Annotated in this window: 1 protein-coding gene; it reads left to right on the forward strand. The window is 70.4% G+C overall.

Going from position 1 to position 11,230, the window contains the following annotated elements:
* Positions 1–11,230 (forward strand): amino acid adenylation domain-containing protein (locus ACFXHE_RS43765; protein ID WP_379391649.1); only part of this gene is annotated, 11,230 nt, incomplete at both ends.

The raw sequence follows: 11,230 nt of genomic DNA on the forward strand, positions 1-11,230 counted from the left end.
GCGCCGAGCGTTTCGTCGCCAACCCGTACGGCGAGCCGGGCTCGCGCCTGTACCGCACCGGTGACCTGGTGCGCTGGAACCACAACGACCCGGGCGTCATCGACTACATCGGCCGCACCGACTTCCAGGTGAAGTTCCGTGGCCAGCGCATCGAGCTCGGCGAGATCGAGACCGCGCTGCTGGACCACCCCAAGGTGCAGCAGGCCGTGGTGCTGGTCATCGACACCGTGGCCGGCGATCAGCTGGTCGCCTACATCGTGGCCGGCGGCCCGGTGGATCTGGACGGCGTCAAGACCTCGCTGCAGCGCACCCTGCCCGCCTACATGGTGCCGGGTTCGATCATGGTGCTGGACGCGTTCCCGGTGAACGCCTCCGGCAAGCTGGACCGCCGCGCGCTGCCCGCGCCGCGCTTCGAGGTACGCGAATTCCGTGCTCCCACAACGCCGATCGAGGAGATCGTCGCCCAGATCTTCGGCGAGGTGCTGGGCATCGCCCGGGTCGGCGTCGACGACGACTTCTTCGAACTGGGCGGCAACTCGCTGATCGCCACCCAGGTGGCGACCCGACTGGGCACGGCCCTCGACACCCGCGTGCCGGTGCGCATGCTGTTCGAGGCCGCCACCGTGGAAGCCCTGGCGGCCCGGGTGGAATCGCACGTCGGCGACGGCGGCCGCAAGGCCCTGGTGGCCCGCGAACGGCCCAGCGAGGTCCCGCTTTCGCTGGCGCAGCAGCGCATGTGGTTCCTCAACCGCTTCGACACCGCCTCGGCGGTGAACAACATCCCGGTCGCCATCCGGCTCTCCGGTGAGCTCGATATCGCGGCCCTGCAGGTCGCGGTCATCGACGTCATCGACCGCCACGAGTCGCTGCGCACCGTTTTCCCGGAGACCGCGCACGGCCCGGTGCAGCGGGTGCTGGATGCCGCGCAGATCGTGCCGGACCTGACGCCGGTGCCGGTCACCGAGTCGAATCTGATCGACCACCTGGTCGAGTTGGCCACCATGGCCTTCGACGTCACCGACGAAGTGCCTTTGCACGCCGCGCTTTTCGAGATCAGCGAGACCGAGTACATCCTGGGCATGGTGGTCCACCACATCAGTGCCGATGGCTGGTCCATGGGCCCGCTGGCGCGTGATGTCATGGTCGCCTACGCCGCCCGCACCTCGTGGGAGGCCCCGGCCTGGGCGGAACTGCCGGTGCAGTACGCCGACTACGCGCTGTGGCAGCGCGAGGTGCTCGGCTCCGAGGACGACCCGGATTCGCTGATCGCCAAGCAGATCCGCTACTGGACCGCCGCGCTCGCCGATCTGCCGGACGAGCTGGTGCTGCCCGCCGACCGGCAGCGTCCGGCCGTGGCCAGCTACCAGGGTGGCACCTACCCGTTCGCCATCTCTGCCGAAACCCAGCAGGCGCTGGTGGATCTGGGCCGCCGGCACAATGCCTCGCTGTTCATGGTCATGCACAGCGCGCTCGCGGTGCTGCTGGCCCGCCTGTCCGGGACAGGCGACATCGCCATCGGCACCCCGGTGCACGGTCGTGGTGAGGCCGCCCTCGATGACCTGATCGGTATGTTCGTCAATACCCTGGTGTTGCGCACCGAGGTCAACGGCTCGGAGACCTTCGCCGATCTGCTGGCTCGCTCCCGCGACACCGACCTGCACGCTTTCGCGCACGCGGACGTGCCGTTCGAGCGGCTGGTCGAGGTGCTCAACCCGGCTCGTTCGCAGGCGCGGCACCCGTTGTTCCAGGTCATGCTGACCTTCCAGAACACCCGGCAGGCCAGCCTGGAACTGCCCGGGCTCTCGGTCAACGGCATCGACTACGACGCCCGCCTGGCCAAGTTCGACCTGCAGCTGACCCTGCAGGAGGCGCAGGACGACCACGGCGAGAACGCCGGTATGTCCGCCGAGATCTCCTATGCGCTGGACCTTTTCGACGAGTCCACCATCGCGGCCTTCGCGCACCGCCTGGACCTGATCCTGGCAGCCGTTGTCGCGGACCCGGACCGGCCGCTCGGCGATATCGACCTGCTGGTCGCCGACGAGCGCGAGCGGGTGCTCGACGACTGGAACGACACCGCGTTCAACCTGGCGCGGGTGCTGCCCGCGCTGCCGGCGGGCGAGGCCGCGACGCTGGTTTCGCTGTTCGAAGCACAGGCTCTGACCAGCCCCGATGCGCCTGCCGTGGAATTCGAGGGGACAGCTCTGTCCTACACCGAGTTCGCGGCCCGGGTACACCAGCTGGCCCGCAAGCTGATCGCCCAGGGCGTGGGCGCGGAATCGCATGTGGCGCTGGCCATCCGGCGCTCGCTGGATCTGGTCGTCGCCATGTACGCGGTGCTGGAGGCCGGTGGCGCGTACGTGCCGCTGGATCCGGATCAGCCCGACGAGCGCATCGACTACGTGCTCGACACCGCCCGCCCGGTCGCGATCCTCACCACCAGCCGCGACGATTTCGTCACCGGCCGCAATGTGCCGGTGCTCGAGGTCGACACGCTGAACCTGGAGGCCTACTCCGACGCGCCGATCACGGATGCCGAACGGGGACAGGCGATCCGGCCGGAGCATACGGCCTACGTCATCTTCACCTCCGGTTCGACCGGCCGCCCGAAGGGTGTCGCGGTCGAGCACGGTGCGATCGTGAACCGCCTGCTGTGGATGCAGCACGAGTACCCGATCGACGCGAACGACGCTGTCCTGCAGAAGACTCCGGCCACCTTCGACGTGTCGGTCTGGGAGTTCTTCTGGCCCCTGCAGACCGGCGCCCGCCTGGTGGTCGCCAGGCCGGACGGCCACCGCGACCCGGTGTACCTGGCCCAGGTCATCGCCGAGACCGGCATCACCACCGCCCACTTCGTGCCGTCGATGCTGTCGGTGTTCGTCGCCACCCTCGGCAACGAGAACGGCGACTCCTCGGTCCCCGCACCGCGTTTGCGGCAGGTCTTCGCCTCGGGTGAGGCGCTGCCCGCACCGACCGCACAGAAGCTGCGCGAGCTCACCGGTGCGCGTCTGCACAACCTGTACGGCCCGACCGAAGCGGCCGTCGACGTCACCTACCACGAGGTCGTGGACACCGACACCGTGTTCGTGCCGATCGGCCGCCCGGTCTGGAACACCGAGACCTACGTGCTCGACGCCCGCCTGCACCCGGTCGCGCCGGGTGTCGCGGGTGAGCTCTATCTGGCGGGCGATCAGCTGGCGCGCGGCTACCTCGGCCGCCCCGACCTGTCCGCCGATCGTTTCGTCGCCAACCCGTTCGTCTCCGGCGACCGCATGTACCGCACCGGCGACCTGGTCTCCTGGACCGCCGACGGTGAACTGAACTACCTGGGCCGCACCGACTTCCAGGTCAAGCTGCGCGGTCTGCGCATCGAGCTCGGCGAGATCGAGGCCGCGCTGCTGGCGCAGCCGGCCATCGCCCAGTCGGTCGTGGTGGTGCGCACCGATGCGCACGCCGGTGACCAGCTGGTCGGCTATGTGGTGCGTGAGGCCGAGGCGGTCGTGGACGTCGACGCGGTCAAGGCCGCGCTGAGCGGCTCGCTGCCCGCCTACATGGTCCCGGCCGCGCTCGTGGTGCTCGACGCGTTCCCGGTCAACGCCTCCGGCAAGCTGGACCGCCGGGCGCTGCCCGCTCCGGTGTTCGAGGCCAAGCGTTTCCGCGCGCCCTCGACCCCGATCGAGGAGATCATCGCGCAGATCTTCGCCGATCTGCTCGGCGTCGAGCGCGTCGGCGTGGACGACGACTTCTTCGAGCTGGGCGGCAACTCGCTGGTCGCCACCCAGGTCGTGGCCCGCCTCGCCGCCGCGCTGAACGCCGAGATCGGCGTGCGCGTACTGTTCGAGGCCCCGACCGTGGCCGCGCTGGCCGCCCGCGTCGAGTCGCACGCGGGAACCGGTGTGCGCCAGGCCCTCACGGTGCGGACCCGCCCGGAGTACCCGCCGCTGTCGCTGGCGCAGCAGCGCATGTGGTTCCTCAACCGGTTCGATCCGGAATCGGCCGCCAACAACATCCCGGCGGCCGTAAGGCTCACCGGCGCACTGGATCTCGACGCCATGCGCGGGGCCATCGCCGACGTGGTGGCGCGGCACGAGTCGCTGCGCACCCTCTACCCGTCGCACGAGGGCGTCGCCTACCAGAAGGTGCTGCCCACCGGCCGCGCCATCCCCGAGCTGGATGTGCTGGACGTGACCGAGGGCGAATTGTTCGCCGCGGTCTACGACTTCGCCGCTCGCGGCTTCGACGTCACCACCGAGACCGCCGTCCGCCTGCGCGCCTATCGCCTTGCGGCCGACGATCACGTGCTGGTGCTGGTGGCCCACCACATCGCCGCCGACGGCTTCTCGATGAACCCGCTGGTGCGCGACCTCATGACCGCCTACATCGCGCGCAGCAACGGCGAGACGCCGGGCTGGACCGAACTGCCGGTGCAGTACGCGGACTACGCGCTGTGGCAGCGGGAAACGCTGGGCTCGGAAGAGGATCCGCGCTCGCTCATCACCGAGCAGCTCGACTACTGGCGCGGCACCCTGTCCGGCCTGCCTGACGAGCTGCGCCTGTCGGCCAAGCCGCGCCCGGCCGTCGCGTCCTACGACGCCGGCACCCACCGGTTCCAGGTCCCGGGCGAGCTCATCGCCGGGCTGAACCGGGTGGCGCAGAGCAATGGCACCACCCTGTTCATGGTGGTGCACAGTGCTTTCGCCGCACTGCTGGCGCGCCTGAGCGGCACCGAGGACATCTCGGTCGGAATTCCGGTGGCGGGCCGTGGCGAGCAGGCCCTCGACGATCTCGTCGGCATGTTCGTCAACACCCTGGTGCTGCGGTCGCCGGTCGACACCGGCACCAGCTTCACCGACCTGCTGAAGACCGTGCGCGAGCGCGATCTGCAGGCCTTCGCCCACGCGGATGTGCCGTTCGAGCGGCTGGTCGAGGTGCTCAACCCGGCCCGCTCGCAGGCCCGGCACCCGCTGTTCCAGGTCATGCTGTCGTTCCAGAATCTGGGCCGCGCCTCGCTGGAGCTACCGGGTCTGAGCGTGTCCGAGCTGGCCATCGACCAGCAGTCGGCCAAGTTCGACCTGCAGCTGACGCTGAGCGAGGTCATCGACGGTGCCGCCGCGGGCCGCGAATCGGACATCGCGGCCATGGATGCCGAACTCGTCTATGCGACAGACCTTTTCGACGCGCAGTACGCCGACGTCTTCGCGCAGCGCTTCGTGGCCATGCTCACCGCCGTGGCCGCGGACCCGACCCAGCTGGTCGGCGATGTCGAGCTGCTGAGCGAGGCCGAACGCCGCCAGCTGCTGGTCGGCTGGAACGAGACCGCGTTCGAGCTCGACACCGCACTGCCGGAGATCTCCGAAGGCGCTGCGGCGACGCTGGTTTCGCTGTTCGAGGCGCAGGTCGGGCTGACTCCCGAAGCGACCGCGGTCACCTTCGAGGGGACGCCCGGGCGGAGCCCGGAAAATAAGACACAGTTGTCCTACGCCGAGTTCGCGGCTCGTGTCCGCAAGCTCGCGCGCTGGCTCATCGCCGAAGGCGTCGGACCGGAATCCTTTGTGGCGCTCGGTATGCGCCGCTCCATCGACCTGGTCGCGGGCATGTACGCCGTTACCGTCGCCGGTGGCGCGTACGTGCCGCTGGATCCGGATCACCCGGCCGAGCGCACCCAGTACATCCTCGAGACCGCACAGCCGGTCTGCGTGCTGACCTCCGGCGACGACCTGGAAGGCGTTGACGCGCGCCAGGTCCGGATCGACGAGCTGGATCTGTCCGGCTTCGCCGACACCCCGGTCGCCGATGCCGAGCGCCGCTCGCCGCTGCGCCCGCAGAACACCGCGTACGTGATCTTCACGTCCGGCTCCACCGGCCGCCCCAAGGGTGTGGCCGTGAGCCACGCCGCGATCGTGAACCGTCTGGTGTGGATGCACGCCCAGTACGGGCTGGCCGCCTACGACGTGGTCCTGCAGAAGACCCCCGCCACCTTCGACGTGTCGGTGTGGGAGTTCTTCTGGCCCTTGCAGGTCGGCGCGCGCCTGGTGGTCGCCAAGCCGGACGGCCACCGCGATCCGGCCTACCTGGCCGAGATCATCGTCCGCGAGGGCGTCACGGTCACCCACTTCGTGCCGTCCATGCTGGCGGTCTTCGTGGCCGAGCCGGCCGCGGCCGACTGCGTCAGCCTGACCAATGTCTTCGCCTCCGGTGAGGGCCTGCCCGCGCCGACCGCGCAGAAGCTGCGCGAACTGACCGGCGCTCGCCTGCACAACCTGTACGGCCCCACCGAGGCCGCGGTGGACGTGACCTTCCACGAGGTCACCGACGCCGACCTGGCCTCGGTGCCGATCGGCGCGCCGGTCTTCAACACCCAGGTGTACGTGCTGGACTCGCGTCTGAAGCCGGTTCCGGTGGGTGTCGCGGGTGAGCTGTATCTGGCGGGCGATCAGCTCGCCACCGGCTATGTGGCGCGCCCCGACCTGACCGCGGATCGTTTCGTGGCCAACCCCTTCGGCTCCGGCGTCCGCATGTACCGCACCGGTGACCTGGTCACCTGGACGGGCAACGGCGAGCTGGAGTACCTGGGCCGCACCGACTTCCAGGTGAAGCTGCGCGGTCTGCGCATCGAGCTCGGCGAGATCGAGTCCGCGCTCACCGCGCTGCCGTCGATCGCCCAGTCCGTGGTGGTGGTCCGCACCGACGAGCGCACCGGCGATCAGCTGGTCGCCTACCTGATCGCCGCCGACGGTCACCTCGACCTCGACGCGGTCAAGGACGAACTGTCCGAGCGGCTTCCGGCCTACATGGTCCCGGCCGCCTTCATGGTGCTGGACGCCTTCCCGCTCAATGCCTCCGGCAAGCTGGACCGCAAGCAGCTGCCCGCGCCGACCTTCGCCGCCAAGACCTACCGCGCCCCGGCCACGCCGGTGCAGCAGACGGTCGCCGGCACCATCGCCGACGTGCTCGGCCTGGACCGGGTCGGCCTGGACGACGACTTCTTCGAGCTCGGCGGCAACTCGCTCATCGCCACCCAGGTGATCGCGCGGCTGTCGGCCGCCCTGGACGCCGATATCCCGCTGCGCACGCTGTTCGATGCCACCACCGTGGCTTCCCTTGCCGCGCAACTGGAATCGCGCGTCGGCACCGGCGCCCGCGCGGCGCTGGCCGCCCAGGAGCGCCCGGAGCTGGTGCCGCTGTCGCTCGCACAGCAGCGCATGTGGTTCCTGAACCGCTTCGACAACCGCACCGCGGTCAACAACATCCCGGTGGCCCTGAAGCTCACCGGCGCGATCGACCCGGCTGCCTTCACCGCCGCCATCGGCGACGTGCTGGCCCGCCACGAGTCGCTGCGCACCATCTACCCCGAGGTCGAGGGCGACGGGTACCAGCGCATCCTGCCGTTGTCCGAGGTCGACTTCGAGGTGCGGACCGAGACCGTCACCGCGGCCGACCTGACCGCGCGCATCACCCAGCTCGCGAGCGTGTTCTTCGACGTCACCCGCGAACTGCCGTTCCGCGCCACCGTGCTCAGCCTCAGCGAGAACGAGCACGTGGTCGTGCTGGTGCTGCACCACATCAGCGCGGACGGCGTCTCGCTGCGCCCGCTGCTGCGGGATGTGCTGGCCGCCTACCTGTCCCGCAGCACCGGCGAGGCCCCGGCCTGGGCGCCGCTGCCGGTGCAGTACGCCGACTACACGCTGTGGCAGCGCGAGATCCTCGGCGCGGAAACCGATTCCGAGTCCCTCGCGACCCAGCAGATCGCCTACTGGACCGCTCAGCTGGCCGACCTGCCCGAGCAGATCGAGCTGCCCGCCGACCGCCCGCGGCCGGAGATCGCCACCAATACCGGTGGCACCTACGACTTCTCGATCGACGCCGAGCTGCACCGCGCCCTGACCGGCGTGGCCCGCGAGCACGACGTCACCCTGTTCATGCTGGTGCACGCCGCCCTGGCCACCTGGGCCGCGCGCCTGTCCCGTGCCACCGACATCGCCATCGGCACCCCCATCGCGGGCCGCGGCGAACGCGCGCTGGACGACCTGGTCGGTATGTTCGTCAACACCCTGGTGCTGCGCAGCGAGGTGCGCCCGGACGCCGCCTTCCGCGACCTGCTGGCCCAGGTGCGCCGCACCGACCTGGCCGCCTTCGCGCACGCCGACGTGCCGTTCGAGCGTCTCGTCGACGTGCTCAGCCCGGTCCGCTCGCAGGCGCACCACCCGCTGTTCCAGGTGGCGCTGACCTTCGAGGCAGCCGGGGCCAAGGACGCCGCGGCGGTCGCGCTGCCGGAAGCGCAGGGAGGCGGAGCGCTGGAGCTCGAGGTCGTCGAATTCGACCCGGGCACCGCCAAGTTCGACGTGCAGCTCACCGTGAGCGAGCGCGCCGACGGCACGCTGGGCCTGTCCTGGAACTACGCCGCCGACCTGTTCGACGCCGAGACCGTCATCTCCTTCGCCGAGCGCCTGGTCCGCATCCTGCGCGCGGTCGCCGAGGATCCGGCCGCGCTGATCGGCGATATCGACCTGCTGGGCGAGGGCGAGCGCCACAATGTGGCCGAGCACTGGGTTTCCGCGGGCGAGGACATCGTCGCCCTGGCCCAGACCGCGCGGGCCGCGGTCGCCGATGCCGAACGCGCTGTCGCCGAGGGCACCTCGGGCATCGCGCCCGAGGCCGCCGCCCTGCTCGCGCTGGGCGCCTCCGCCGAGCGCCTGGCCAACCCGCTGGCCGCCCTGGCCAGCCCGTTCGCGGCGGCCGACGCCACCCTGTCGAGCCTGTTCGACCTGGCGGTGGCCGCGAATCCGGAGCGCGTCGCGGTGCGCTTCGGCGACGAGGAACTCACCTACTTCGACCTGGACCGCCGCGCGAATGTGCTGGCGCGCCGCCTGATCGGCGAGGGTGCGGGACCGGAATCGCTGGTCGCGGTGCTGCTGCCGCGTTCGGCTGATCTGGTGGTGGCGCTGCTGGCCGTGATCAAGACCGGTGCGGGCTACGTGCCGATCGATCCCACCTACCCGGCCGACCGCATCGCCTACGTGCTCTCGGACGCGCGGCCGACCAGCGTGATCACCGACTCGACCGTGCAGGTCGAGCTGCCGGGCGAGCTGAACACCGTGTTGCTGGACGGGTTCTCGCTGGAGGCGGGCAATATCGTGGACGCGGCCGACGGGCCGGTCACCGATGCCGACCGCCGGGCCGCGCTGCGCCCGGACCACGTCGCCTACGTCATCTACACCTCCGGCTCCACCGGCCGCCCCAAGGGCGTGGCCGTGGCGCACCGGAATGTGGTGCGGCTCATGGCGAACACCGATCGCGAGTTCGGCTTCGGCCCCGACGACGTGTGGACCCTGTTCCACTCCTACGCCTTCGACTTCTCGGTGTGGGAGCTGTGGGGCCCGCTGCTCTACGGCGGCAAGCTCGTCGTGGTCGACTACTACGTCTCCCGCTCGCCCGAGCAGTTCCTGGAACTGCTGCGCCGCGAACAGGTCACGGTGCTCAACCAGACCCCGTCTGCCTTCTACCAGCTGGCCGAGGCGGACCGGATCGCTACCTCGGCGAGCCGGGAATCGGATACCGCCGCCGGTGACCAGCAGTCGCTGGCGCTGCGCTACGTCGTCTTCGGCGGTGAGGCGCTCGAGCTGCGCCGCCTGTCGGATTGGGTTGCCCGCCACGGTGATTCCACGCCGTACCTGGTGAACATGTACGGCATCACCGAGACCACCGTGCACGTGTCCGTGCGCGTGCTCGATGCCGACACCATCGCCGCCGCCACCGGTTCGGTGGTCGGCCGGGCCATCGCGGGCCTGCGCGTCTACGTTCTCGACGACCGCCTGCACCCGGTTCCGGTCGGTGTCGCGGGCGAAATGTACGTGGCCGGACCGCAATTGGCGCGTGGGTACCTGGGTCGACCCGACCTGTCCGCGGCCCGTTTCGTGGCCAGCCCGTTCGAAGCGCGGGGAGGCGGAGCGGTACCGGGGGAGCGGTTGTACCGCTCTGGCGACGTGGCCCGCTGGAACCGCTTCGGTGAGCTGGAATACCTGGGCCGCGCCGACGATCAGGTCAAGGTGCGCGGCTTCCGCATCGAGCTCGGTGAGATCGAGTCCGCCGTGCTGGCCCAGCCGGGCGTGGCGCAGGCCGCGGTCATCGTGCGTGAGGACCAGCCGGGCGATCAGCGCATCGTGGCCTACGTGGTGCCGGAGAACGGCATCGCGCCGGCCGTGGACGCGGTCCGCGACGGCGCGGCCGAGCTGCTGCCGTCCTACATGGTCCCGTCCGCCATCGTGGTGCTGGACCGAATCCCGTTGACCGTCAACGGCAAGCTGGACCGCCGGGCGCTCCCGGCTCCGGCCGCGCAGGCGCGGGCCTTCCGCGCCCCGGAGACCCCGGTGCAGGAGACGGTCGCCGCCGTCTTCGCCGAGGTCCTGGATCTACCGCGGGTGGGCCTGGACGACGACTTCTTCGATCTGGGCGGCAACTCGCTCATCGCCACCCGGGTGGTGTCGCGCATCGGTGCGGCCTTGGACACCACGGTCGCGGTGCGCACGCTGTTCGAGGCGACCACGGTCGAGGCCCTTGCGGCCCGCATCGAATCGCACGCCGATGGTGCTTCGCGCGCCAAGCTGGTGGCCCGCACCCGGACTGCCGGTGAGCTGGTGCCGCTGTCGTTCGCGCAGCAGCGCATGTGGTTCCTGAACCAGTACGACACCTCCTCGGCGGCCTACAACCTGCCGCTGGCCATCCGCCTGACCGGCGAACTCGACACCGCCGCACTGGAACTCGCGGTCGCGGACGTGGTCCGCCGGCACGAGTCGCTGCGCACCCGGTACCCGGAGCACGGCGGCACCCCGATGCAGGTGGTCGTCCCGGCCGAGGAGATCGCCCTCGACCTGCGGCCGGTCACCGTCGCGGCCGAGGACGTCACCGCCACCGTGACCGCCTTCGCCACACTGGGCTTCAATGTGGCCGAGCAGGTTCCGCTGCGCGCCCGCCTGTTCCGCGTCGGCGGCGAGGACGCCACCGAGCACGTGCTCGTGGTGGTCGTGCACCACATCGCGGGTGACGGTTTCTCGATGTCGCCGCTGGCCCGCGACGTCATGGTCGCCTACACCGCGCGCAACCAGGGCGCGGTCCCGGGCTGGGCCCCGCTGGCGGTGCAGTACGCCGACTTCGCTGTCTGGCAGCGCGAAGTGCTGGGCTCCGAAGAGGACTCGTCCTCGATCATGGCCCGCCAGGTGGCCTATTGGCAGCG

Source organism: Nocardia sp. NPDC059229 (genome assembly GCF_042754165.1).
Lineage (GTDB): Bacteria > Actinomycetota > Actinomycetes > Mycobacteriales > Mycobacteriaceae > Nocardia.